Below are 23114 nucleotides of genomic sequence, written 5' to 3'. Positions count from 1 at the left end.
CAAGTGCTGGTGAGTACTTATCCTGATTTTAATTGAAGCTTTTTAACTTGGTTTCTCGGTTCCCTTTTTTGAAAATACACATTCCCATTATTAAACCACTGCTATAGTATTCACTGAATTTATGAGGTAGAAGCATGTTATTTAACATAGATGAGAAACAACTGATGCTCGAACTAAAAAATAAAGATGAGCGCGCTTTAAAAATATGTATGAACAAATACTACAGATATGTTGTATACATAGTCGAGAATATTATTGGAAGTGCTTTGCCATATGAAGACAAGGAGGAGGTCGTGTCTAATGTTTTTGTAGCTCTATGGAATTACAGTGCAGATTTAGATACAGATAACTACAGCACATTCAAACCCTATTTAGGAACAATCGCAAGAAACATGGCAAAAAACGCATTACGAAAAACCTCTAAGATGCATTTTGAAAATTACGAAGATGCGTTTCAGGTTGGAACGAACGAACATATTGAATACGGGCCGTTAAAAGAAGAAGTAATCAAATGCTTAAAAGAAAGCATATATGAACTATCAGTTGACGAAAGAAAATGTTTTATCTCGTACTACTATTACACTAAGACAATCGCTGTAATAGCAGAAGAAACCGGATTAAAAGAATCTACAGTAAAATCCAAACTGTTACGCGGACGTAAAAAATTAAAACTAAAAATGGAAAAGAAGGGATTTAGATATGAAGACTGTAAAATTTTCTTTGAATGAGTTAATGAGTGAAATTGATGAATCTTTTATTGAGGAAGTGTATTTTCATGATTGCAATAAAATACTGAAAAAATATTCCAAACAAAAGATACGTCAAAATGTATTTTGTAAAACAGCTTCAAAACATAAGCCTTTAAAGTTCACTTATAGAACTGCAATTATTGTAACTGTGGTTTCAGTGTTTTTGTGTATGCCTGTATATGCTGCAATCAGTCATCTGTTAACATCGGCTTTAATTGATGACAGCAATCGACATTTAATCGGGACAGAAACCAATGATAGAAGCTACATCATATTAAAAGACGGTGTATATACCAATGAAAAGGGGAAAGTTGTTGATATTGAGGAATTAGCCAAATCTTCATCAGAATTTCCTGAAAGCAGAATTGTTAAAAGCAGTCTGATGCCTAATTTCATACCATCATCAATAGTAGAGATTCCTACTGATAAATCAGATGAAATGTATATCATTCCAGAAATAATTCTAATCAACAATTCACTTTGTGTACTTACACAAGACAATGGAAAGGGATGGGAACTAACTGATAAAGATAATATAGTCATTTCGTTTGATAAATATAAATCAGACATTACAGTATCCCAAGATTTGATTATCGGTTATGTAAAAGACGGGATAATGTATGAAGGAGAAGTGTTCGATGAACTGAGTGGAAAATATAGTTTCTCACCAGATGAAAAAGGGGAATATTTTTTCTATCTGCTTAGCGGAAGTTCCGATTATCTATCTCTTAAAAGCGGTAATCTGGAGGTAAATTAAATGTTGCTTTTGCGGGACTTCAGCATACCAATTAACTTTAGTATAAGGACAGGAAGACCTCTTCCGTACAGGAATAGGTCTTCTTGCTGTCTCCGTGCATGCTTTAAAGTATAAATAGGCTTTAATCTGGATACAATTTCAACTGCATCGTTGATACACGCTGTGTTTATCTCGTTTACTGTATCATTCATAAGAATTTAATTGGTTATGTTTATTGTGATGATAGAGTAGCCTTTGTTTTGAACATCTTCCTTGAAAGATTTGTAAACGATACTGTAGATTATCATATTCATTATGTCGGCGTAGATTCTTTAGATGAAGAATGTATTGAATGCAGAAAATACTCTGATTATTGTGAACATATTTTACCTGCTTTCTGGATAGATGACGATTTTTGTGAATAATGAAACACTGGTGTTTGGTTATTCAAAATTTAAGCTGATAGATACTGGTGTTAAGTATATTAATCCGAAGCATTTTTCCGTAAAAAACTTTGTAAAGTATTGCAGATTCAATAAAGAGTGAAATTACAGTAAAATAAAAGATAGTTTTTTCGTTCCTTTGTTATGCCATTGTTCTACGCCGGAATCTTTTCTGCCATCTCCGGCAGGCACTTCTCAAATAATTCCCGATATCTTCGATACCCTTCATCCCGGAGTGGACCTTGCAGTGATGTCAGAGACCAAAGGAGAAGCTCTTCCTCTTCCACAGCATACGGAGAGGTATAGACAAATTTTTTCCCGTCAAAATGCGGTTTTGATAACTTCAGTATTTCCGTAATCTCTCCTTTTGTTTCCGCCTGCATAATCATTTCCACTTTCTTCCGATGGAACTCGCAGACGATGCTCTCCAGAAATCCCTGCTTCAGATAAAATTCCGCCCTTCTATAAAGTTTTACAAGAGCCTCCACTCTTTCATCAAATAACTTGTCCTTTTCACTGACTATCATCTGTGCCAGTGCGTTTGCATGTTCCATAACCAATGCTGTTCCCATTACATTTCCTCCCATAATAAAAGCTGGCATAAGAAATTTCTTCTCACACCAGCACGATTCTTTTATTCCTCTGTGATGATCTCACTGCTTAATTTTCCATGTACCAGATAGCGATAATTCCGTCTGGAATTGACACAGGTAGACAGCGTAACTATCCGATCCGTTGCCGACAGCTCGGTGCCGGTATCATAATCCCTATAAGAAGACACCGTATCCAGAAACGTCTGAAAATCTTCCGCTTCCGGGAAATGATACCTATATCCCTCACTTCCGGTTCTTCCCGCATAGCAGGAAAAGATACGATACTTGAGGATCTTGTCCGGCAAATAGAGATAAAACTCCGGATGTTGTTCAAATAGCTCTTTGTCTTGGTACTTATCCAGAGTTCCGAACATGCTCCCGTTTTTCATATTATGCCCGTACACGATCGTATTCTGATCCGTAAAGTCCGGCTGATTATGGCAGTCCACAAAGATGCTCCCGTTGATATTGGATTCTCCCGAAAAAAGGTGATGAAGATAATATGCATTATCTTTCCCCTGTACCACCGGATAACTAATATCCAGTGCCGGAATCTGAATCCACGCTATGACATCCGGATTAACCGCTTTTAAACCTGCAAAATCAATTTCTAGATACCTATTCTTAGGTTCCTCCTTTTCTTTCTCAGACTCCGGTGATTCTTCTTCCTCTGGTTCCTGAACATATTCCTGCAGTTTCTCGTAACTTACGTCCCCTTTCTGATACTTCAGATAAGCACCAAAGAGTTTTCCTGCCGCTGCGAGAAAAACAAGCAACAGGCAGATAATGAGTCCTGCAAGAACCGTATTTCCTTTTTTTCTCATGATTGTTCTCCTTTCGGAAGAGCCGAAGTCTGTGCCCCGGTTCCTTCCTTCTGTTTGATGGCGGCTAAATAGTCATCAATCCCCTTGTGTTTCCCGTTCCACTCCCCGCTCTCGTCCATATCCCAGACCATCCGGTTCATCGGCAGGGAAAGCTCCCGGCAGATTTCATAGACCTTATTGCAGCCGTTCTGGATAATCCTCCGTTTCTCCGCCTTATGCTGGCAGATAACAGGGGAACGCTCAAAACAGACCGCACACTTACTGTCATGCTTATTGCAGGCTACTTTCATCTTCTTATCCATGTCATACGCCTCCAAAAGCTGTTTCATCCCATATCCTTTCATCCGCTCCAGCACCGGTTTCAGATTCCGGTACTGGTTCACTCCGGCAACGCACACAAAGGTAGCGCCGGACAGATAATGGGCTATGGTCCCTTTTAAGGCTCCTTCGGTCAGATAGACACGTTCTGCGGCAAGATCACCGATCACATGTACCGGACTTCCGGAGGAAACTCCCTGGTCATAATTGACACTGGACAGCCAGATATATTTTTTCGTGTCAGTCACATGATCTACCCGGATCTGAAAACCCTGGATGAACCCGTCCAAAGAAACTATGGGAATCAGGATTCCTGAGTTTTCTGCTTTGAAGTTAATCGTCCAGTTTCCGTCTGTATCCCGGTAGAATCCCGGCACGCCTTTCACCATATATCCTTCTTCTGCCAGCCTTTTGACCAGCTTCTTCATTCCAAACAGCGGGACACTCCGGTAACGCTGTGCTTCGATCTGTTCCGGTTTTAATCCTCGTCTTTGCAGATCCTCCTGATGCTTCCTGTTAAGCGTGAGCATGGACAGCATTCTCTGATACGTCCGGTGGATTTCCTCTATGGGTGCAAGCTCTGCCGTTGCCTTTTCTTCCTGTACCGGCGTTGCTTTGATATAATCCGTCCGGTATTCTCCTTTTCCTAATGCTTCCCGGATCTGCTGATTTGCTTCGGAGAGTGTAACATTGTGCAAATCCGCATAAAGCTTCAGCATCCCCCCGGACGCATCACAGCGGTTGCACCGGAATACATTCTTTTCCACATTGATATTCAGTTTTCCATGCGTCTCTCCACAAAACGGGCAGTCATAATAGTTTCCCCGCCGCTTTCTGAGATGCAGCACCTGCACCACATCCAGTATTCCATAATCAAACCCAGACATATCATAATACATCCCGGTCTCTTCCTCCTTTCCCCCGCAGAAAAAAGCTCTCTGCGGGGTTCTTCCTTAACCAGCCATCGGCATTGCTTTTTGTAAAATTACCTTTGCTGCCGCCGGAACCAGATTGTTCGGTCCGGAATATTGCTCGGCAAACCACTGGATCGTTGACGGGCTTTCAACTGCCACCTGTCCCATGGTCTTTCCGCCGTATTTTCCCTTTCCCGGAATCACAGTCCCGACTGCCATTTCATAGTTCATGTGTTTCATCAGTTCTTCTACCGGAAGGGACGTATCCAGATTCTGTAATGCTCCCTGCAGCATCTGTCCGGTCTTTGGCGGCGTAGAGGCAGCCGGAGCGGAACCGTAGCCAGGCATTTGTCCACTGCCATGGTAAATGGTGCTTCCCGCCGCCTGTGCCTGCTGATAGAACTGATTCATCATCTGCTGGCCTGCATATTCCGGCTGACCTGGCATCTCTCCATAAGTTGGCATAGGGGCATTTGGCATGACACCCGAATCCGGCATGGCTGCATTTTCCATGGCACCTGAATCCGGCATCTGTGGATTCTGATATGGAATTCCGGCATCTACCTGTGCAGGATCATTTTCCTCTCCCACATCCGCAAACTGCACACCATATCCGGCATCCGATAATGCCCTTCCTACGGCTGCTGTTTCTGCCATTTCCAGAAATTTGTCTCCAAACTTCGGGTCATCGCTCCGGAATTTCTGCGAAAAGGAATTGGCTACATAATTGTCTTCCTGATCACATTTATCCAGATAGATACGTGCTTCCACAACTGCCATGTTCTCTGTGAAAGTGATAATCCGGCTGATGATCTTTCCTGCCGGATTGACCAGACGAAACCATAGCTTCCGGTATTTCACATCCAGATAAAGCTGCTCCTCCTGCCCTTCTTCTCCAATCTTTCTTGCCAGTTCCATCGGATGGAAGCCATCCACACGGTTCAAAGCGGCAACTGCCTCTGATTTCTTATACAATAATTCTTTCATTCTCTGCTCCTTTCATTTAGAAAAGCAGACGTTCCCCTATATAAGAGTAATAGTCCGCTTATTTCAAAAATTGAAAAATATTTTTAAACAACAAGTTTTAACTGCTCCATTTCCGGTTTCTGTTCACTCTGATACTGATCGTAATACTGTACGATCCGCTCACTCAGAATGGTGTTCCTTGTCCCGCTGTCATCCGTATGGATTGCCTGACAGACTGCAGCCCATTCCCCTACCAGATAAACCTTGCTTTTCGCTCTGGTCACTCCGGTATAGAGAATATTGCGCTTCAGCATCATATAAAAGGCTTTTACCCAAGGGATGATGACAACCGGACATTCGGAACCCTGTGCCTTATGGATGGTTGTTGCGTTAGCATGTTCGATCATTTCCATCTGGTCAGCTTCATATTGCACCTGCCACCCATCCGGGAATCCGATCACTGCCCTGGCATTTCCATCCTCATCCGTGATACAGTCCAGTATCCTGCCCAGATCGCCGTTACTCGCCATCTCGGTATTTTTATTCTGTAAAATCTTATCGCCAACCCGGAACACCTGACTGCCGATATGCAGTTCCTTCTTCCCTGCGATTGGCGGATTTACAAAATCCTCCAGAGATTTGTTCAATTCATCCACTCCGGCAGCACTGCGTTTCCGATACGGAGTCAGGATCTGTACCTGATCCATGCCGTTTTTTGCAATCTCGTCCAGATAAATCCTCCGGACAATCTCTGCCGCTTCATCTGCTCCTTTACAGGCAATGAACTGAAAATCCTCCCCAAAGCTCAGATTAGTCTTATTCTCCTGCATCAGTTTTGCATTATAAGGTATGCTGCTCAAAGCGCCCTGCCGGTAAACCAGATCCAGTACCGTGACCGGAATCAGCCCGCAGGCAATCAGTTGCCGGAACACATCCCCGGCTCCTACGGATGGAAGCTGGTTCTTATCCCCGACTAAAAGGACTCTGGCATGTCTGCTAACCCGCCGGAAAAATTCATAGGCAAGATGCATGTCCACCATGGACACCTCATCTACATTTAGAAATCCGGCAGACAGGTACTCAAAATCCGGTTCAAAATCCGTATCATCTCCCAAAAGCCCCAGGGCCAGATGCATCGTGGATGCATTTTCACAGCCGGTACTCTCCACCATACGTCTTGCCGCACGTCCGGTCGGAGCCATAAGCTGTACCTCTGACCTGCATAACGCCTGATGGATATAGAGAATCACCTTGAGAACCGTTGTCTTTCCGGTTCCGGGACCTCCGGTAATAATACTGATGGGATGTGCAAACACCATCCGCACTGCCTGTTTCTGTGTTTCTGACAGCGTGATCCCCAGTGTCTTCTGTGCCTTTTCCAGCTCCGGTTCAATGGACAGCAAAACCGGCTTCTCCAAAAGCCGTCTGGCTATCATGGAAGCGGTCTGTGTTTCTTCTTCATACTGCCGGATAGAATAGATCCGTTCTTCCTCCACAACAATGCTTTTTTGCAGCACCAGCCGGTAAAGCACCTGACTGACATCCTGCTCCGATACTGCCATGACCTGCAGATCCCGGTTCAGCATTTCCAGTGCTTCCCTGATAACCTCCTGACGCTGCTTAAACAGATGTCCTTCTTTCATTGCCTGATTCATGATATGTCCGATGCACCCGGATATCCGCATGGGATCATTGAGTGCACAGCAGCACTGTCTTCCGATCGCATCCACAGTCAGAAACCCGAAGCCTTTGACTGCACTCAGCATGTAAGGGCGGTGCCGGATAATATCCACCGATTCATTTCCGAATTTCTTCAGAATCATATTCACTTTTTTGGGTGTTACCTTAAAAGGCGCCAGAAACGTCATCAGTTCCCGGAACACCTGGTTTTTTCCATAGGACTCCACAATAGCAGCCAGCTTCTTCTCGGAAATTCCACGGATCTTCAAGAGTTCCTGCGGGTTGTTTTCCATGATTTCCAGTGTCTGAAGCCCAAACTTCCGGAAAATAGTATCTGCCATCTTGGGACCGATACCTTTGATTGCACCGGAAGAAAGGTATCCTAAGATACCCTCCTTTGTCCGTGGTACAACCTCCATGAAATTTTCCACCTGATACTGAGTTCCATGCTCTCCGCTCTCCCATCTGCCTTCCATCTCAAGCTCAATCTCGTCTGTAAGCGGAAGACCGAATCCAATCGCTGAGAAGCCGATGATATTCCGGGATGCCAGATATTTGTCTCTGGCTGACAGGGGGACAGACGTATCCTGTGTGGTGAATATGGCAATCGTATACCCATTCTCCTCATTCTGGAAAATCTTATGTTTAAATCTGCACCTCATTGTTTATATCCCTCCAGCTTTTTATCCGCATCCGTTCATTTGGTTTTCTCATTACGCCGCCTCCTTCTTAATTCGGAAAGTACGGCTCTCCGTTGTTTTTGTATATTCCTCATAGATATCCGGATGCTGGTTTTTCAGCTTCTCCATCTGGTCTTTCCCAACCGAAGTACGTCTGGTCGGATTATAGGTAATACGGTAACGGTTCGTACCGTCCTCCAGCACTGCCTTGCAGCCCTGCCCCAGCTGTTCCACAAAAGGAACACTGATTGCCCGCTGTTCTGCTTCGATTTCCTTTTTCCGTTTTTCCAACTGTGACTTTTCCTCCGAAAGGGTAAGATACTTCTCAAGATTTTTTGATTCCAGACCGGAAAGCACAATTTCCGGAATAGATTTGTCTGCAAAACCACCATAATTACGGATATTTGCCAGAACCAGATCGGAATTCCCGTTATGCGGCGGTACTACATTTTTCAATACATGTTCCTGCCAGAAATACGTTTCCTGATCAATGATGTCTTCTTCCTCAATCAGATCACGCTCAATGGTGCGATACACAAACTCATTCTCGTTATTTCCATACAGGCATGCGATAAAGGCTTTCTGCATATTCATCACAGACAGATAATGCCTTACCTGCAGCACATAATGAGCTGGAATACCCTCATCAGCCCACTTATCTTTCGCATTATAATTGCAGGTTTTACATTCCAGAATCGCAAATGTCCCATCCGGCATACGAACAAAAAAATCCACATCTGCAAGCATGAACGGATATAATGGATGCCGGAACATGACACGTACCGGAAATACTTCCAGTCCGGTCTTTTTGGAAAAGATTTCTGCCACCAGATCTTCCAGCCGGTGTCCGACTTCCTTGGCAACCCAGTTGCTTTCCTCTTCCTCCTGAATGACCGGCTGCACACCTGTTTTGTTGTAAAACAGATCCCGGATAGTGGCAAATGGAGAGATCCCCATGATTGCCGCTACATCACTGCCGCCGATTCCTTTTTTGCGGTATTCCAACCAGTCTTCTCTTGACAGGTTACTGATATCCACAACCTTTTCCGGTGTATACTCTGCTTTGTTATTCATTCCAATTCCTCCTAACATTTGACTGCTCCATAAACGTCATATTTTTTCCAGTCTTTTATAAGCGCCTTCGTAATATCCTCCTCCAGCTTCAGGATGCCCTGTCCGGACATTCCTTCACAGGCTGCAAAAAAGGAGGCTTCATTCATGGCATAATAAAGATCATGTGCCGTACAGGCACCTTCCCCGTTCTGGGATACAAATAGCTCCACCACCTCATTCCGGATCTTCTGTTTAATGCCAAGTTCCTTCATCAGCAGCTTCAGGCAGTTCACCGGATTACGGATCTCAATGTCCATAAGCTGAGTAAGATTCTTCATCGCATCCACATAGCGGGCGCATACCTGCTCCAGATTTTTCCGGAAGTCCAGAATCGTTGCCCCTTTATCGTGAGCCAGCTTGATTGGACTTCCCAGACTGATAACGCCGTTTGGTCCGTCTGTCAAAAGCATCGGATACAGATTTGCACCGCTCGCTGCCACGTCAGATGTGGTAAAACGAAGTGCCGGTGACAGGATCTTCTCATCCATTCCGTGTGCATCCAGTGCTTTTCGGTAAGTATCCAGAAGTTCCTGACTTCCTCCGAGCTTCCACATGGCAGATACAATGGAATGGTCATAGATACCAGAGCCCTCCATGTAAACACTGCCTTTGAAATTCAGATTCAGATATTCGCAGGTTGTCTCAAACATGGCTTTCATATCAAGGATGCAATAATCATGTTTATCCCCGCCATGTACTGCGGAAACCTTTCCGTCCGCAATCTTAATCAGGGCATCCCCTTTTGCAACCCGCAGGCAGTAATTGACTACCTTCGCATATGTTGCCTTATCCAGCTTGCGAAGCCCGTCTCCATTGACACCTGCGCGGCTTAAAATGGTGCGGATGGCACAGTCACGTACCGGATAGGATTCTCCTCTCATTTTCAGTACAAGCTGCGTATTCTTCTCTGTATCCTCCAAAATTTCTTCCATGGATGCATCTGCCGCATCCAGATTTTGAGCCTCCTTTTCCAGTGGTGCCAGCCGTAACGTATTCGTTGGCTTTCTGATCCATTTGGCATTTCTTCCTCTCTCTGCCAGAAACTCCAGCAGATCTTTTACTTCTGCAAAGGATCTCTCAAATCCATCTGCATACACTCTTGCTTCATTCATGTTCTTATTCCACCTTTCTTAAAATAATATTTATCCATCAACAGCCGAAGCTGGTTGTGGCATGCAACTATGCCGAAACCTAAATGTAAGCACAAAAAAAGAATGAAAAGAGAGTCTTTTCTCTGTTCATTCTTAAAAGTCTGGTTTCTTCCTGAAAAAACAAAAGTGCCACGCAGCCAAAAAAGGCATACCGTGACACTCACTACAAACATAAACTACTTATGCCAGGAATCAGCTCCTGCTGTTTCCTGTAAGTTTGGAGATTCTTATGAATCCCGAAACTCCCCAAAAAGGGTGTGCATAAAATAAACTATATCAGTATACTAGCACAAGATATTCCTCATGTCAATTCAGGCTTATACTATATATGGTGTTTATATTTGTTCAAAATACTACATCTATTTTTCTACTACGAATTCAATCTTCTCTTTCAGATACTCCCGGCAGCCAAACCGAACCGTTCCACACTGCTTTGACTCCTCTTTCGCCTTTTCATTACAGCAGTCCAAGTAGGGACAATCGTTACATTGATTCCGCAGTGCTTCCTTCGCCCATTCAATTTCCTGCTCATTTCCTATAATCCGCACAGACATCCACTTCCTTTGCTATCATCATACCCCAAAATCCATTTTCTATCATCCATAATTTCTTTTTTTGTATCATTTTAGTAAATTACGGTTATATTACGGAATAATCACTATATTTCAAATATATCTCTATTTTATTCCGTAATTTGCTGTAAGTAAATAGTTTAAAATGTGGAAGAGAGGTGTAAATGTATGGATAAAAACTTTATTGGAGAACGCATCAGCGAACTGCGTTTAAAGAAAAATGTATCTGAATATCAGATGAGTCTGGATCTTGGCAAAAATAAAAGCTACATCCAGTCCCTCACTTCCGGACGTTCTCTGCCTACCATGCAGAGCTTTCTGGATATCTGTGACTATCTGGAAGTCACTCCTCAACAGTTCTTCGATTCAGAGCTGCACAATCTTCCTCTGATTGACAAAGCAACTGATCTGATGAAACAACTCGATGACGAGGATATGCTTGCGCTCATTTCCATGCTGAATCGTCTGGCTCTAAAACGCAAATAGATTTCCGTGGCTGCCAAATCAAGGCAGCTTTTATTTTTATCATTTTTTCTTAAAATTTTTCAATCTTAAAGAAAAGCCCCCTATTCCTTAATTGAATGGGTAATATATCCATTCGCCGTACCTTGAAAACAAAAGAAATCTTTCGGGAGATTGATATAGGTGACTGCAGATAGTTTGCATCTTCGCACGACTGCAGCTTAATAGTTACAAAGTAACACCGTTTTACGTGGCCGGAACGGGCATAGGAACTGGCTTCTGAAAGAATAACATAGACTTTTGGGATTTTAGCTTATAGCGCTTTTATTAGAGAACTTTTACTCAAAATTTGATATAATAATAGACAGGTATCAAGTTGATTCCCTGTCTGTGGAAAGGAGATTCATGATAACTGTAACAAAAAGGGATTTGATTGAATTAGGCTACGGTCCTTCCTTTGCTGCTGATATTATCAAAAAAGCAAAGGAACTTATGGTAGAAAAGGGGCATACCTATTATCAATCCAGAAAATTAGACAGGGTTCCAAAAGAAGCCGTTGAAGAATTATTAGGGATTACTTTGCCCGATAAGCAAGAATGATCGTGCTTTTTGCATTTTAGTAAGGAGTGAAATCATGGCAAAAGATCCAATTAAAAAAGCAGAAAACGGCACTTATTATTTTCGAGCCAACCTCGGATATCATCCTGTAACCGGAAAACAGATTCAAAAATACCGCAGCGGATTCTCAACAAAAAAAGAAGCCCGTGCCGAGTATTCCAAATTGATTCTTGCATCAACGGAAGAATTAGCTGATAAGAAGGAAGACATTACCTTCAAAAAGTTTATTGAAGAAATCTATCTTCCGTGGTACAAAACTCAGGTGAAAGAAAGTACCTACAAGAATCGTTACTCGACCATTCAAAAACACTTTGCCTATTTCTACAAGAAGAAAGTGTCCGAAATAGAAGCGATAAATGTACAGACCTGGCAGCTCAAGTTGGCAAAACAATTCAGTCCAAACTATGTACGCATTGTTCAGGGAATGTTATGTTTAGCTTTTGACCGGGCGATTATCCTCGGACTTGCAAAGAAGAATCCTGCCCGCATGATCGGCAATATCAAATCTAAAAAAGTAAAGATCGACTTCTGGACTTTGGAGGAGTTTCAGAAGGTAATATCCCTGCTGTACAAAGGTGACTACTACGAGCACTATCTCTTCATCTCGTTCTGGCTTTTATTTATGACTGGAATGCGTATTGGAGAGGCTGCCGCCTTACAGTGGGATGATATTGATTTTGAAACAGGTATGCTGATTATTAGTAAAACACTGTACTATAAAACAATGAATGACTACAAATTCGTTGAACCTAAGACGCAGGCAAGCAACCGTACCATTTATATTGATGCTGATACCATCAAGGAATTACAAGAATGGAAGGCGGTCCAGGCAAAGGTTTTACCAAATTGTGGATTCGTACTGAGTTATAACAGTACACCCACCAGCAAAACAACGCTTCCAAGAGCATTAGAGAAATTGGCAAATTTAGCTGGTGTCCACAGAATCAAAATTCATGCCCTGAGACATTCGCATGCTTCCCTGCTTATCAGCATGGGCGAAAATCCACTGCTGATTAAAGAGCGTCTTGGACATGAAAAAATACAGACGACACTAGGAACTTATGGTCATCTGTATCCAAACACCAATATTGAGATTGCAAAGAAGCTGACCGGGGTTCTCAGCTACCAGTCAGCTTCTCAAAGTATTGCTAATTATACCAGTAATCAGCATACTGCAATGTATCACAAAGAAATATAAAAATGCAATGATAATGCAATTTCAAACACCCAAAGCCGCAAAGCCCCGTGGTTACGGGCTTTGTAGCCCAGCGTCAACTATTCAAACTCAATCGTTCCCGGCGGTTTACTCGTCAGATCATAGAATACTCTGTTAACCCCACGAACTTCATTGATAATTCTGCTCATTACTTTATCAAGTACTTCATACGGAATCTTCGCTGCCTCAGCAGTCATAAAATCTACCGTATTCACTGCACGAAGTGCAACTGCATAATCGTAAGTTCTCTCGTCACCCATAACACCAACGCTTCTCATGTTGGTCAGGGCTGCAAAATATTGTCCGATGCTGCGGTCAAGTCCCGCGTTTGCAATCTCTTCTCTGTAAATTGCATCTGCATCCTGTACGATCCGTACTTTTTCAGCCGTTACTTCTCCGATGATACGGATTCCAAGTCCCGGTCCCGGGAATGGCTGACGGAATACAAGCTTCTCCGGAAGTCCAAGTTCAAGACCCGCCTTGCGGACTTCATCTTTGAAGAGATCACGAAGTGGTTCAATGATTTCTTTGAAATCAACATACTCCGGAAGTCCTCCTACGTTGTGATGAGACTTGATCACTGCTGATTCTCCACCAAGTCCGCTTTCTACAACGTCCGGGTAAATCGTTCCCTGTGCAAGGAATTCCACTGCACCGATCTTCTTTGCTTCTTCTTCAAAAATACGGATAAATTCTTCTCCGATAATTTTACGCTTTGCTTCCGGTTCTGTAACTCCGGCAAGCTTGTTGTAGTATCTTTCCTGTGCATTGACACGGATAAAGTTCAGGTCAAACTGACCCTTCGGTCCAAATACTGCCTCAACTTCATCGCCTTCATTCTTACGAAGAAGACCGTGATCTACAAATACGCAGGTAAGCTGTTTGCCGATTGCTCTGGAAAGCAGTCCTGCTGCCACAGAGGAATCAACTCCGCCTGAAAGCGCAAGAAGTACTCTTCCGTCCCCAACTTTTTCACGGATTTCCTGGATGGTATTTTCAACAAATGCATCCATCTTCCATTCGCCGACACATCCACAGACATTCTTTACAAAGTTGTTGATCATCTTGGTTCCTTCCGGTGTATGAAGCACTTCAGGATGGAACTGGATTGCATAAAGCTTTTCTGCTGCATTTTCTGCTGCTGCTACCGGACAGTCTGCTGTGTGTGCAGTAATCTCAAATCCCGGTGCCACCTGCGAAATATAATCGAAATGGCTCATCCAGCAGGTTGTTGTTGCAGATACATTTTCAAATACTTTGGAATCTTTCTTGTCGATGATGACTTCTGTCTTACCATATTCTCTGACGTCAGCTTTTTCAACTTTTCCGCCAAGTACGTGAGACATAAGCTGTGCACCATAACAAAGACCAAGTACCGGAATGCCAAGCTTAAAGAGTTCTTCAGAATAAGTCGGTGAATCCGGTTCGTAACAGCTATTCGGTCCTCCTGTCAGGATAATTCCCTTCGGGTTCATTGCTTTAATCTTTTCGATATCAATCTTATAAGAATAAATTTCGCAATATACATTACATTCCCTGACACGTCTTGCGACAAGCTGGTTATACTGTCCACCAAAGTCAAGTACAATCACTAATTCGTTCTTCAAGGTTTTCCTCCTGTAAAATACGATCCTTTCAGACCGCTTTTTCTATTTATTGCTTTTATATTTTATTATAGTAGAGCTCTGGATGTTTTACAAGCATTTTCTATCGCCCGAACCAAAGTTTGAACTCTGGTCTGCAATTAAAACTCATATTCAGGCATCATCTTTCTAACCATCTTACAAATGACAACTTTCTTCTGTATTTACACAATTGCCCCATGTTTCCACTTTCCATTAAAGTACCGGATAACAAAACAGATTGCACGTACTACCCAGTCGATCACCATTGCAACCCACACGCCAAATACTCCCAGTCCCATATATTTTCCTACCAGATAACTGAATCCGATCCGGAAAATCCACATCGACACAATCGATGTATACATACAGGCTTTTGCATCTCCTGCCGCACGATACGCTGCTGGAAGAGCAAATGAAAGTGGCCAGATAATCATTGCACTGATTCCATGGAAATGAATAATATTTGTTGCTGCCGCAGCTGTCTGATCTGACAAATTGTATGCTTTCAAAATCAATGGAAGTGTAAGGAAAATAAGTGCTACCGTTCCCACCATTGCCACATAAATGATCGCAAGCAGTTTTTTCAGATAGTAATGTACCTGTTCATAGTCATTTGCGCCGACGCACTGGGAAATAACTGTCGTAATTGCCAGCGAGATCGCCATTCCAGGAAGAATCTGGAACAGCGCAATCGCATTGGAAACTGCATTTGCCGCAATTGCATAAGTACCGAAGGTTGAAACCAGACTCAGCACTAAAATTTTGCCCAGCTGAAACATACTGTTTTCCAGACCATTGGGAACCCCAATTGCAAGTATTTTCCGTATCATTCTTCCATCAAACCGAATTTTCAGTGTCCGCTCAATATGCAAGATACGTGTCTGATTGCAGAGCAACACTGTTATCACTATCGCGGCAACCATTCTGGAAATCAGTGTCGGTATTGCAACACCCGCCGTTCCGATCCGTAATCCGAACACAAGAATTGCATTTCCGGTTACATTGATTGCATTCATCAAAAGCGATACCCGCATGGATACCTGCGAATTCCCCATCGCACGGAAAATTGCTGCCCCACCATTATATAACGCGATAAATGGAATCGAAGCTGTTACAATTAGCAGATAAATATCTGCATGTCCTTTTACTTCCGCTGTAATGTGACCAAATACCTGATTCAGAATTATATCTTTTCCGAAGTAAACCAATATCATGATCGCAACCGCACTAAGACTCACAAACCATACCAGCTGTGTAGCCGCTTTACATGCTGATTTTTCATCTTTCCTGCCAATATACTGTCCGGCAACAACTGCTCCACCAGTCGCCAGTGCTGCAAAAATATTGATGATCAGAATCATAATATTGTCAACCAGCGACACGCCCGACACAGCTGCTTCTCCAACATTTGCAACCATAATAGAATCTGCCATCCCAACAAAAACTGCCAATAACTGCTCGATTACCAAAGGTCCGATCAGATTTGCCAGTTCCCGATTGGAAAACAGATAATGACTTCGATCCTGTTTTTGTTTCGTTTTCCCCATTCTTCTCTTTTCCTGTCCCTTCTCTTTTGTATATCCCCGTTTTCTCTATTATATACTGTAAAAATGTAATACACCATCTTTTTGCAAAGAAAAGGATTTTTTATGCGTGCTGATGCAGGTACTTTTCTCTGGTAGCAAGTCCGCCCCGGATGTGCCGTTCCGATTTGTTCAGATCCAGAACCTTTCGCGCCTCACCTGCAAGAGATGGGTTGATCTGGAGAAGACGTTCTGTTACATCTTTATGTATCGTACTCTTACTTACCCCAAACGCCACCGCCGTCTGCCTCACCGTCGCCTTATTTTCAATAATATAATAAGCAATCTCAACCGCTCTCTCCTCAATATAATCTTTCATAAAAACCCCTGCATAGTTTGTTTTTTTACAATCTATGCAAAGGCGAAGGGATGTATGTCTGATTGAACTTCCTTCAAAAATATCTCATTCAATTTCTCCCAACTTACCTTTTTTTCTTTCCTTAATTTTCCCGCTTTCTCTCTCAATCCTGCTATTTCACTCTCCAGAATCCACTGACCTGCCAGTAATATTTTACCATGCTCTTTTTCTTCTATTTCATGAAGTTTTTGTACTATTATTTTTTCCATCAGCTTCCCCTGCTTTCCTGTTTTTCTTCTTCCAAGGTCCATCATCTCCGGATGCCTTAAAGTTATACACTGGTTTCATAACCTCAAGAATATCCACGCTTTCCCGGATCACATCAATAATATCCTCCTTTCCCTTTCTAGCCTATAGCTGCACGCGGCGTGCAATCAAAGGCTTTTATTTTGGAATTCTGGTTATCTTCTCCATCCTTCCTTGAAAGGGCATGCTTATTTCGCGAATTCTCCAGATTGACTTTCCCCTCCTCATAAGTTATCCTTATCATAGTACGCCATGCTGACATATTTGCAGCATTGGTGAATTTTATTATTTTTACAGGTAAGGATTTGAGAAAATGAGTAAAACAAAAACAATCGACCTGACTTCCGGACCGATTCTAAAGACGCTGGCAGAGCTGGCACTTCCGATCATGGCTTCCTCGCTGCTGGGGACAGCCTACAATATTACGGACATGGCATGGATCGGCATGCTGGGTTCCAAAGCCGTTGCCGGGGTGGGCGTTGGGGGAATGTACGTCTGGCTCTCACAAGGGCTCGTGGCACTTCCGCGAATGGGCGGACAGGTCAATGTCGCACAGGCCTGTGGACGCGGAGACTATGAACAGGCAAGGGGATATGCCGCTTCCGCTCTGCGACTTACATTTTTACTGGGAATTTTATTTGCTGCAGTATGTATCGTGTTTATTCATCCGCTGCTCGGCTTTTTTAACCTCGGAGATGCAGAAACTTATACCGCTGCGAAATTATATACACTGATCACCTGCGGACTGATTCTGTTTTCATTTTTAAATCTAACTCTGACCGGACTTTCTACTGCGCAGGGAGATTCCAAGACACCGCTTATGGCAAATCTTCTTGGACTGGTTGGTAATATGATCCTGGATCCGATTCTGATCCTCGGATTTGGACCATTTCCAAGGCTTGAGGTTGTTGGCGCTGCAGTTGCTACCGTGACCTCGCAGATACTGGTTCTGATCGTCATGCTGATTCGAATTATGCACTCTGATCTGGAACCAAATATTCTGCAAAACATGCATGTACTGTCGCGTTTCCCTGCAAAATACTACATCAGTATTTTTAAAATTGGATTTCCGACAGCAGTACAGAGCAGTATTTACTGCATGATTTCCATGATTCTCACACGAATGGTTTCTGCATTCGGGGCAGGTGCCATTGCCACACAGCGAGTCGGCGGACAGATTGAATCTGTTTCATGGAACACTGCTGACGGCTTTGCTGCTGCGTTAAATGCTTTCGTTGGTCAGAACTACGGTGCAAAGAAACCAGACCGTATTCGGAAAGGATATAATATTTCATTTAAAATCCTCGCTGTCTGGGGACTCATTGTAACCGGTGCTTTCGTATTCCTGCCAGGACCGATTGCTTCCCTTTTCTTCCACGAAAAAGATGTTCTGGCGATTGCGATCAACTATCTGATCATCATCGGATTCAGCGAAACCTTTATGACCATTGAGCTTATGACCATCGGCGCACTTTCCGGTCTTGGTATGACAAAGCTTTGCAGTATCATCAGCATTGTCCTCACCAGTGCCAGAATCCCACTTGCCATGATCCTCACTCAAACCAGCCTCGGTCTGAATGGTGTATGGTGGGCACTTACAATTACCTCTATCACCAAAGGAATTGTTTTCTACTTCACCTTCCACCACACCAGCAGACACCTACCTGACGCTAATGACAATTAATTTAACTACCCACCTTTTTTATTTTTTCCTGTTTTGTTTATTTCTTCTTCATATTTTTTTGATTTTTTTTAGAGTTTGAACATATTTCTGTCACAAATTATCTGTATACTAATAATCAGATAGTTGATAAAGCAACTATCTCCCCCTCATAAAGTAGAAGCAGTCAGAATTCTGATTGCTGCACTTTACTCTCATTCCTTTAGATAACTATAAAACAACGAAGCCCGTTAGCCCTTGTGGTTAGCGGGTTTTCGCTGTTCTGTACTTGTTGCAAAATCCGCTTCGGTCAAATCTCGGTCAAATAATTTTCTAAAGAAATGTTGCACCTTTTCTATTCTCTTTCTTATTCTTGTTCTGATTATATGATTTCCTTATACAAATTCTGTAATTTATCCATTTCCGATTTTGCTTTATCATCTGTGACGTGCGTATACAAATCCAGTGTGATTGCTATGGAATAATGTCCGAGGAATCCTTGTACTACCTTTGCGTCAATCCCGGCTTCAAAACAACGCGTTGCAAAAGTATGACGAAGTGCATGTGGATAAAAATGCGGAATCGGTATAAACACTGTCTTGTTTTTCTCTGCCTGCTTTTTTCGTTCCTTATTGATAGATTTTTCTATCCAGTCTAACGTCACTTGAAAGGTGTGTTCTGTAATCGGTTTTCCGTTCTTTCCAACAAACACAAGATTTTCAAATCCCTCTAATGGTTGCCATTCACTAGCTGACAACTGCATTTCTTTCAACTGAATCCACTGACGTTTTAAAGCCTTATACACACTGTCCTGCATGGGAATCGTCCGTATACTGTTCTTTGTCTTTGGTGTCTGGTACTTGAATACATACTTCTTTGTTTCCTTATCTTTGATATACACCAACGTTTTATTTACAGAAATTTCCCGTTTCCGAAAATCTACATCATCCCATGTAAGCCCAAGCAGTTCTCCGCCACGCATTCCCGTTCCGAGTGCTACCTGTATGAGATTCTCGTGTATTCTCTCCTTTGCGTGTTCCAATACTTCCCGTTGTTCTTTCACAGTCAGTACCCGTATCTGTTTTGTCTTTGTTTTGGGAACTTCCACTCCTGCACATGGGTTGAATGTAAGAATCCTGTTATGCACTGCATATTTGAACATAGCATTGAGAATATTATACACATCCCGTATAGTCTTTGTGCTGTAATCATCATCTGCCATATTCTGAAGCAGACGTTCCAAAATAATCGGATTAAAATCTGCCACACGTTGTTTTCCTATCTGCTTCTTTATGTAACGTCTGTAAAAATCATCATAACGTACTTGTGTACTCTCCTTGATAGTCCGCTTCTTATGGGTATTCAGCCAGATATCAAACCATGCATCCAGAGTGATATTATCGCCCTTTCCTTTCAACCCATGCTTGACTTCATAGCGTAAATCTTCCATTTCTTGAACTAACTTTTTTAAGTCCGCATTATCTTTTGTATACGTTTCTCCTTTGTAATAAAACCGCCCTCTGTAAATTCCGCTTTTTCTCTGCATAATTCCCGGCGGTAATGGATTTCCTTTTAAGTCCTTGCCCAATCTGCACGCTCCTTTCCGTGCAAGGACTATCAGAACTGGTCTGACAGTATTATATGCTTATTTGTGTTTATACTGCAATTACTTCATATTTATTTTTCAGATTATGCCCTTCGTTTTTCTTCAAAAACTGGTCTAAAACCTCAGAGCGTATAAGAATCTTATTTCCAATCCTTATGACCGGAATCTTCTGCCATGTAATCAGCTTTCGCAGATTATTTCTTCCAATTCCCGTATACTCTGACGCTTCATTCACTGTAAGGGCTTTCTTTGTCTGTATCGTTTTCTGTGTATGTTCTGTCAAAGATTCTCCTTTCTTCTTCCCTCAAAAGGAAAGATTTTTTATAGTCCTCATATATGCGTTGTTGTTCTTCGTTCATCTGCCCCCGTTCTATTAGCTGGCGGATATAATCTCTGTTATCCAGTTTTCCGATTTTATCCATTAGCTTTAAAGAGGGCGAAACTGCTACGTTCAGCCACTGCCATGTTCGTTCCAGTGTCTTTTTCTCTGGATTCATGGTCAACTTTATCTTCCCTACATCCTGCATGAGTTCTTCCCACGGGGGATAAGTAGGATAAAGCCGTTTTCTTGTAACCGTGCTGTTTTCCGGCTTCTGTAAAAACCGCACTTTCTCGTTTAATACAGACAACGCAATCCGTGCCACATCCCTGTCTTTCAGAAGTTCTTCTACTAATCTGACCGCTTTTTTGTGCCGGAATCGAAGTTCATATCTGTTCCAGTCCGGGTTGAGTTCTTTTCCGAACTTTTCTGCCTGTTCATATCCCTTTTCATAGAATGTAATCCGAAAATCACTGTGTTTACTGCCGAGATATAGTGTTTTTCCCTGCGCTTCTATTTCATCCTCTTTCAGTCTATCAGAACGATTCTCTGCTGTATCACGCAACTGACTAGATATCAGCCCCTCGTTTTTCAGACGAATCAATTCCGGGATAGACAGATAAGGCTTTGTATCGTCGATTGCCAAGTCTATCCTCGGAAAATTCACCGGGTATCTGCAAACTCTTTCCAGAAAATCAAACCATGTTTCCTTATTCATCATAAGGAAATTTTCATAATTCCTGCACCCCGAACCACTCATAAGAATCTGAAATCCCTCATACTGTGCATTTCCTGTCGGTTTCAGAATCTTGATATTGTCAAATCTTGCTATCAGTTCGTGTCCAGCAATTCCTTTTTCCTTACCATGCAGTTCCATAAAACTCAGTGGAATCCGCAAGATATCTTCTATGATTATGAACACGTCTACACCTTTGACAGTAATCTGACACCAGTCAATCAGTGCTGTCAAATCTTCTTTCTGACGAGTTACCCCCCTGTTAGTATAGGGGGGTTCTGAAATTTTCATTACCTCTGTTATCATCATCCCTGCCTTTCGTAGTATGCCGTGGCTTTCGCCACGTTCCCGGAACTTCCTCTACTCCCTTTGCTCCTTTCACGCTGTACGGAGCAGTCCGCAGAGAATTTCCGGGAACAGTCTCTACACGTTTCCTTTTCCGGTAACAACACGGATACCCTTGCAGGAGATTCTGTCAACCAATACCGGGAAGTTTCCTCTCTGCACATAAGGGGCATATACCGCTTCTTCTAGTTCTACCACTGTGTAAGGCTCTACCTTTGGAAGTTCTGTTGCTTCCAGACGGATATCTACGCTGTTTCCAAGTTTCATGCTTCCGAGGTGAAGTTTCAATGCTTCCACTTCCTCGGTTTTCTTCCGGGTTTCCTTATCATACTTGTAGCAGTAGTCTGCTCCCATGTAACGGAGTTCCCCGAACGCTTCTCTGACCTGTTCTTTTGTCAATGTAATCTGCATGCTACATTTCTCCTTTTTTGAAATCATGGTGAATGAGTGTCTGGTAAGTGTGACAAGTCCTTTTCATATCCACGTCTATATTTATTTCATTACTTTTCTCCTTACCTCTTAACCTCATCATAGACCTGTTTTTTCTTCTTGTCAACAATTATTTTACTTTTTCCCTTACTTTTTATTTTTGTATTTCAAACGCTTAACTATATCTTTTTATAACTTATTATAATTTTACCCTTACATTTATCCTTATCTTGTGTTATGATGAAAACAGAAACGAGGTGTGCATATGTTTGTGAATAAAGAAGCAGTAGGAAAACGAATTTTACAGATACGCAAGAAATACGGTTACAGTATGCAGAAGTTTGGGGAAATCATAGATAATGCCCCGAAAGGCTCTGTAAACAGTTGGGAAAAGGGTGTGAATCTTCCCAATGAGAAACGCTTGAAGCAGATTGCCACGTTGGGCAATATGACACTGAATGAACTTCTGTATGGTTCATTTAAAGAATATGTAGATATGCTTATCACAGAAAAACTGGGGATTGAACTGCCGGAAGAATTTACCAGAACTTTCTATTCTCTTTTAGAGCAGAACGGATTTACCTACGGGGATGATATCGAGATTGTCCGGCTTGTAAACGGCTTTCTGACTTATCATAACCTTACAACAAAAGAAACCGCCATTTTCTATCAGCCAACTGCATACTCCGGCGATTATTTTGACGGTATCATACAAAAAGCGGATTCTTCCGTTCTGGTCTGCCGGGCATATGCAGATAAGGCAAACAACACCTTACATATCATTCCGGCTTTTGAGAATGGACAGACTGAGGAAGTAGCAGACTTCTTTCATGCACTGAAAAGCATAACCGCTCCACACAACAACAATTATTTCACTTCCGGCTTTCTGACACTCGGACTGGCATTGAGAGATTCCAAAGTAATTATCTATGGAATTGATGAAAAACAGGGAACAGCACAGGTAATCCCTTACGAATATGATTGCGAATCAGACGCTTATATCCAGAATGAACATCTGTCATATACCAGACAGGATAGCTTTTTCCGAGAAGCCACGAAAGAAGCGGTCTATCGGAAAATGCAATCCGACAGAAGTAACCCATAAGATAAACAAGAGGACTTGCAAGGTTTGTGACCTTTCAAGTCCTCTTATGTATCATGATGGTATTGGC

The 23114-nt window shown here is 42.5% G+C and carries 23 protein-coding genes; 7 read left to right on the top strand and 16 right to left on the bottom strand.

Annotated elements, in window-relative coordinates; genetic code table 11:
• Positions 1-134: 134 nt before the first annotated feature.
• Entirely contained in the window at positions 135-728 is a 594-nt protein-coding gene (locus PGZ10_RS05685) for an RNA polymerase sigma factor (protein ID WP_020436704.1), read from the top strand.
• Positions 700-1506: a hypothetical protein gene (locus PGZ10_RS05680; RefSeq protein WP_005333388.1), complete on the top strand. Its 807-nt coding sequence runs from the start codon at positions 700-702 to the stop codon at positions 1504-1506. Before PGZ10_RS05685 ends, PGZ10_RS05680 begins: the two co-directional genes overlap by 29 nt.
• A gap of 577 nt (positions 1507-2083) precedes the next feature.
• Here PGZ10_RS05680 and PGZ10_RS05675 read toward each other — a convergent pair.
• From PGZ10_RS05675 to PGZ10_RS05640, 8 genes are all read right to left on the bottom strand, one after another.
• Positions 2084-2500 carry a hypothetical protein gene (locus tag PGZ10_RS05675; RefSeq protein ID WP_020436703.1) on the bottom strand — a complete coding sequence of 139 codons (417 nt, stop codon included), beginning with the start codon at positions 2498-2500 and terminating at the stop codon, positions 2084-2086.
• A gap of 62 nt (positions 2501-2562) precedes the next feature.
• The gene (srtB, locus tag PGZ10_RS05670) at positions 2563-3345 is read right to left on the bottom strand and encodes a class B sortase (RefSeq protein ID WP_005333383.1); all 783 of its coding nucleotides are present in this window, start codon (positions 3343-3345) and stop codon (positions 2563-2565) included.
• Entirely contained in the window at positions 3342-4562 is a 1221-nt protein-coding gene (locus tag PGZ10_RS05665) for a CHC2 zinc finger domain-containing protein (protein WP_005333381.1), read from the bottom strand. Before PGZ10_RS05665 ends, srtB begins: the two co-directional genes overlap by 4 nt.
• Before the next feature lie 54 nt (positions 4563-4616).
• A complete protein-coding gene (locus PGZ10_RS05660; RefSeq protein WP_005333375.1) occupies positions 4617-5564 on the bottom strand; it encodes a hypothetical protein in 948 nt (315 codons plus the stop codon).
• 83 nt (positions 5565-5647) lie between these two features.
• A complete protein-coding gene (gene recD2, locus PGZ10_RS05655; protein ID WP_270540925.1) occupies positions 5648-7885 on the bottom strand; it encodes an SF1B family DNA helicase RecD2 in 2238 nt (745 codons plus the stop codon).
• A gap of 51 nt (positions 7886-7936) precedes the next feature.
• Positions 7937-8995: a YqaJ viral recombinase family nuclease gene (locus tag PGZ10_RS05650; RefSeq protein ID WP_005333354.1), complete on the bottom strand. Its 1059-nt coding sequence runs from the start codon at positions 8993-8995 to the stop codon at positions 7937-7939.
• Positions 8989-10128, bottom strand: coding sequence for a hypothetical protein (locus PGZ10_RS05645; RefSeq protein WP_005333353.1), 1140 nt, complete (start codon positions 10126-10128; stop codon positions 8989-8991). The genes PGZ10_RS05650 and PGZ10_RS05645 overlap by 7 nt, the downstream gene beginning before the upstream one ends.
• A 398-nt stretch (positions 10129-10526) precedes the next feature.
• A complete protein-coding gene (locus PGZ10_RS05640) occupies positions 10527-10715 on the bottom strand; it encodes a 2-ketoisovalerate ferredoxin oxidoreductase (protein ID WP_425458801.1) in 189 nt (62 codons plus the stop codon).
• A 192-nt stretch (positions 10716-10907) separates the two neighbouring features.
• Here PGZ10_RS05640 and PGZ10_RS05635 point away from each other — a divergent pair, with 192 nt between their 5' ends.
• From PGZ10_RS05635 to PGZ10_RS05625, 3 genes are all read left to right on the top strand, one after another.
• Positions 10908-11225, top strand: coding sequence for a helix-turn-helix domain-containing protein (locus PGZ10_RS05635; protein ID WP_005333350.1), 318 nt, complete (start codon positions 10908-10910; stop codon positions 11223-11225).
• Positions 11226-11606: 381 nt separating this feature from the next.
• Complete coding sequence (locus tag PGZ10_RS05630; protein ID WP_005333349.1) at positions 11607-11801, top strand: DUF3173 domain-containing protein; 195 nt, start codon at positions 11607-11609, stop codon at positions 11799-11801.
• Positions 11802-11835: 34 nt separating this feature from the next.
• Positions 11836-13017 (top strand): site-specific integrase, encoded by a 1182-nt coding sequence (locus PGZ10_RS05625; protein ID WP_005333347.1) that lies wholly within the window; start codon positions 11836-11838, stop codon positions 13015-13017.
• A gap of 77 nt (positions 13018-13094) precedes the next feature.
• On the opposite strand, the gene guaA is transcribed toward PGZ10_RS05625, so the two are convergent.
• The 4 genes from guaA to PGZ10_RS05605 all read right to left on the bottom strand — a co-directional run bounded on the left by guaA (position 13095) and on the right by PGZ10_RS05605 (position 16855).
• The gene (guaA, locus tag PGZ10_RS05620; RefSeq protein ID WP_270540924.1) at positions 13095-14642 is read right to left on the bottom strand and encodes a glutamine-hydrolyzing GMP synthase; all 1548 of its coding nucleotides are present in this window, start codon (positions 14640-14642) and stop codon (positions 13095-13097) included.
• Between the two features lie 200 nt (positions 14643-14842).
• The gene (locus tag PGZ10_RS05615) at positions 14843-16207 is read right to left on the bottom strand and encodes an MATE family efflux transporter (RefSeq protein WP_270540923.1); all 1365 of its coding nucleotides are present in this window, start codon (positions 16205-16207) and stop codon (positions 14843-14845) included.
• Positions 16208-16307: 100 nt separating this feature from the next.
• A complete protein-coding gene (gene spoIIID / locus PGZ10_RS05610) occupies positions 16308-16562 on the bottom strand; it encodes a sporulation transcriptional regulator SpoIIID (protein WP_055155744.1) in 255 nt (84 codons plus the stop codon).
• 32 nt (positions 16563-16594) lie between these two features.
• On the bottom strand, positions 16595-16855 hold the full coding sequence (locus tag PGZ10_RS05605; RefSeq protein WP_270540921.1) for a hypothetical protein: 261 nt from the start codon (positions 16853-16855) through the stop codon (positions 16595-16597).
• A gap of 305 nt (positions 16856-17160) precedes the next feature.
• Here PGZ10_RS05605 and PGZ10_RS05600 point away from each other — a divergent pair, with 305 nt between their 5' ends.
• Positions 17161-18531, top strand: coding sequence for an MATE family efflux transporter (locus PGZ10_RS05600; RefSeq protein ID WP_055155742.1), 1371 nt, complete (start codon positions 17161-17163; stop codon positions 18529-18531).
• A 358-nt stretch (positions 18532-18889) separates the two neighbouring features.
• On the opposite strand, the gene PGZ10_RS05595 is transcribed toward PGZ10_RS05600, so the two are convergent.
• From PGZ10_RS05595 to PGZ10_RS05580, 4 genes are all read right to left on the bottom strand, one after another.
• Positions 18890-20095, bottom strand: coding sequence for a tyrosine-type recombinase/integrase (locus PGZ10_RS05595; protein ID WP_270540918.1), 1206 nt, complete (start codon positions 20093-20095; stop codon positions 18890-18892).
• Between the two features lie 67 nt (positions 20096-20162).
• Positions 20163-20348: a helix-turn-helix domain-containing protein gene (locus PGZ10_RS05590; RefSeq protein ID WP_004844108.1), complete on the bottom strand. Its 186-nt coding sequence runs from the start codon at positions 20346-20348 to the stop codon at positions 20163-20165.
• Entirely contained in the window at positions 20341-21477 is a 1137-nt protein-coding gene (locus PGZ10_RS05585; protein WP_022431989.1) for a replication initiation factor domain-containing protein, read from the bottom strand. Before PGZ10_RS05585 ends, PGZ10_RS05590 begins: the two co-directional genes overlap by 8 nt.
• A gap of 114 nt (positions 21478-21591) precedes the next feature.
• Complete coding sequence (locus tag PGZ10_RS05580) at positions 21592-21924, bottom strand: hypothetical protein (RefSeq protein ID WP_009244196.1); 333 nt, start codon at positions 21922-21924, stop codon at positions 21592-21594.
• Between the two features lie 283 nt (positions 21925-22207).
• Between PGZ10_RS05580 and PGZ10_RS05575 the strand changes: the two genes are divergently transcribed.
• Positions 22208-23047 carry a helix-turn-helix domain-containing protein gene (locus tag PGZ10_RS05575; protein WP_021865326.1) on the top strand — a complete coding sequence of 280 codons (840 nt, stop codon included), beginning with the start codon at positions 22208-22210 and terminating at the stop codon, positions 23045-23047.
• The last annotated feature ends 67 nt before the right edge of the window (positions 23048-23114 follow it).

This window comes from Coprococcus sp. AF102-57 (assembly GCF_027686195.1).
GTDB classification, from domain to species: domain Bacteria; phylum Bacillota; class Clostridia; order Lachnospirales; family Lachnospiraceae; genus Allocoprococcus; species Allocoprococcus comes.
Note: the sequence above shows the minus strand (reverse complement) of the source record. Positions and strands in the feature narration are given on the sequence as shown.

Excerpts from the sequence above, each read along its gene's own strand:
- PGZ10_RS05685 (WP_020436704.1), top strand. The coding sequence starts at position 135 with ATGTTATTTAACATAGATGAGAAACAACTGATGCTCGAACTAAAAAAT.
- PGZ10_RS05680 (WP_005333388.1), top strand. The coding sequence starts at position 700 with ATGAAGACTGTAAAATTTTCTTTGAATGAGTTAATGAGTGAAATTGAT.
- PGZ10_RS05675 (WP_020436703.1), bottom strand. The coding sequence starts at position 2,500 with ATGGGAACAGCATTGGTTATGGAACATGCAAACGCACTGGCACAGATG.
- srtB (WP_005333383.1), bottom strand. The coding sequence starts at position 3,345 with ATGAGAAAAAAAGGAAATACGGTTCTTGCAGGACTCATTATCTGCCTG.
- PGZ10_RS05665 (WP_005333381.1), bottom strand. The coding sequence starts at position 4,562 with ATGTATTATGATATGTCTGGGTTTGATTATGGAATACTGGATGTGGTG.
- PGZ10_RS05660 (WP_005333375.1), bottom strand. The coding sequence starts at position 5,564 with ATGAAAGAATTATTGTATAAGAAATCAGAGGCAGTTGCCGCTTTGAAC.
- recD2 (WP_270540925.1), bottom strand. The coding sequence starts at position 7,885 with ATGAGGTGCAGATTTAAACATAAGATTTTCCAGAATGAGGAGAATGGG.
- PGZ10_RS05650 (WP_005333354.1), bottom strand. The coding sequence starts at position 8,995 with ATGTTAGGAGGAATTGGAATGAATAACAAAGCAGAGTATACACCGGAA.
- PGZ10_RS05645 (WP_005333353.1), bottom strand. The coding sequence starts at position 10,128 with ATGAATGAAGCAAGAGTGTATGCAGATGGATTTGAGAGATCCTTTGCA.
- PGZ10_RS05635 (WP_005333350.1), top strand. The coding sequence starts at position 10,908 with ATGGATAAAAACTTTATTGGAGAACGCATCAGCGAACTGCGTTTAAAG.
- PGZ10_RS05630 (WP_005333349.1), top strand. The coding sequence starts at position 11,607 with ATGATAACTGTAACAAAAAGGGATTTGATTGAATTAGGCTACGGTCCT.
- PGZ10_RS05625 (WP_005333347.1), top strand. The coding sequence starts at position 11,836 with ATGGCAAAAGATCCAATTAAAAAAGCAGAAAACGGCACTTATTATTTT.
- PGZ10_RS05615 (WP_270540923.1), bottom strand. The coding sequence starts at position 16,207 with ATGGGGAAAACGAAACAAAAACAGGATCGAAGTCATTATCTGTTTTCC.
- spoIIID (WP_055155744.1), bottom strand. The coding sequence starts at position 16,562 with ATGAAAGATTATATTGAGGAGAGAGCGGTTGAGATTGCTTATTATATT.
- PGZ10_RS05605 (WP_270540921.1), bottom strand. The coding sequence starts at position 16,855 with ATGATGGACCTTGGAAGAAGAAAAACAGGAAAGCAGGGGAAGCTGATG.
- PGZ10_RS05600 (WP_055155742.1), top strand. The coding sequence starts at position 17,161 with ATGAGTAAAACAAAAACAATCGACCTGACTTCCGGACCGATTCTAAAG.
- PGZ10_RS05585 (WP_022431989.1), bottom strand. The coding sequence starts at position 21,477 with ATGATGATAACAGAGGTAATGAAAATTTCAGAACCCCCCTATACTAAC.
- PGZ10_RS05580 (WP_009244196.1), bottom strand. The coding sequence starts at position 21,924 with ATGCAGATTACATTGACAAAAGAACAGGTCAGAGAAGCGTTCGGGGAA.
- PGZ10_RS05575 (WP_021865326.1), top strand. The coding sequence starts at position 22,208 with ATGTTTGTGAATAAAGAAGCAGTAGGAAAACGAATTTTACAGATACGC.